Source organism: Arthrobacter sp. 9V (assembly GCF_902506065.1).
Taxonomy (GTDB): Bacteria; Actinomycetota; Actinomycetes; order Actinomycetales; family Micrococcaceae; genus Arthrobacter.
Genome location: NZ_LR732920.1, coordinates 1 through 1,066, shown reverse-complemented (window position 1 = coordinate 1,066; position 1,066 = coordinate 1). Strand labels below are relative to the sequence as shown.

Annotated in this window: 1 protein-coding gene; it reads left to right on the top strand. The window is 72.5% G+C overall.

What is annotated here, in order from left to right:
* Positions 1 to 110: 110 nt before the first annotated feature.
* Positions 111 to 1,066 (top strand): glutamate-1-semialdehyde 2,1-aminomutase (locus BACI9J_RS22345; protein WP_159736612.1); only part of this gene is annotated, 956 nt, incomplete at its 3' end.

Genomic DNA, 1,066 nt, shown 5'->3' with positions numbered 1-1,066 from the left:
ACCTACTTCGCCGTCGACATCGCGCGGAAGCTCAACGAGGAAGCGGGCCTCCGCACCTCGGGCAGCACCGCCGACGTCGCCGGCATCGCCTCGACCGGGAAGGCCCCCGAATGACCACGAACGACCAGCTATTCGGCCGCGCCAAGAACGCGATCCCCGGTGGCGTAAACTCCCCGGTCCGCGCCTACGGGTCGGTCGGCGGCACCCCGCGCTTCCTGGTGTCCGCGAAGGGCGCCTACGTCACCGACGCCGAGGGTCGCGAGTACGTCGACCTCGTCGCGTCGTGGGGGCCAGCGATCCTCGGGCACGCCCACCCCGGCACGGTCGAGGCCGTGCAGCAGGCCGCCGCGCGCGGACTGTCGTTCGGGGCGTCGACCCCGGGCGAGACCGAGCTGGCCGAACTCGTGAAGCAGCGGGTGTCGGTGGACGGCGACGGCCCCATCGAGAAGCTCCGCATGGTGTCGACCGGCACCGAGGCCACGATGACCGCGATCCGACTGGCCCGCGGGTACACCGGCCGCGACCTGCTCGTGAAGTTCGCCGGGCACTACCACGGCCACTCGGACTCCCTGCTGGCCGAGGCCGGCTCGGGTGTCGCGACCCTGGCCATGCCGGGCAGCGCGGGCATCACCGCCGAGACCGCCGCGCAGACCCTCGTGCTGCCGTACAACGACCTCGACGCCGTCCGCCGGGCCTTCGATGAGCACTCCGAGCGGATCGCCGCCGTGATCGTCGAGTCGGCCGCCGCGAACATGGGCGTGCTGGCTCCCGAGCGCGGCTTCAACCGGGCACTGGCGCAGATCACGCAGGCGCACGGGGCGCTGCTCATCGTCGACGAGGTCCTGACCGGGTTCCGGGTCGGAGCTGCAGGCTGGTGGGGCCTCGAGGCGTCCAAGGTCGTGCCGGACGGCGCCGGGTGGAAGCCCGACCTCATCACGTTCGGCAAGGTCATCGGTGGTGGCATGCCCCTCGCCGCCCTCGGTGGTCGGCGCGAGGTCATGGACTTCCTCGCCCCGCTCGGGCCGGTGTACCAGGCGGGCACGCTCTCCGGCAACCCGCTCGCGGT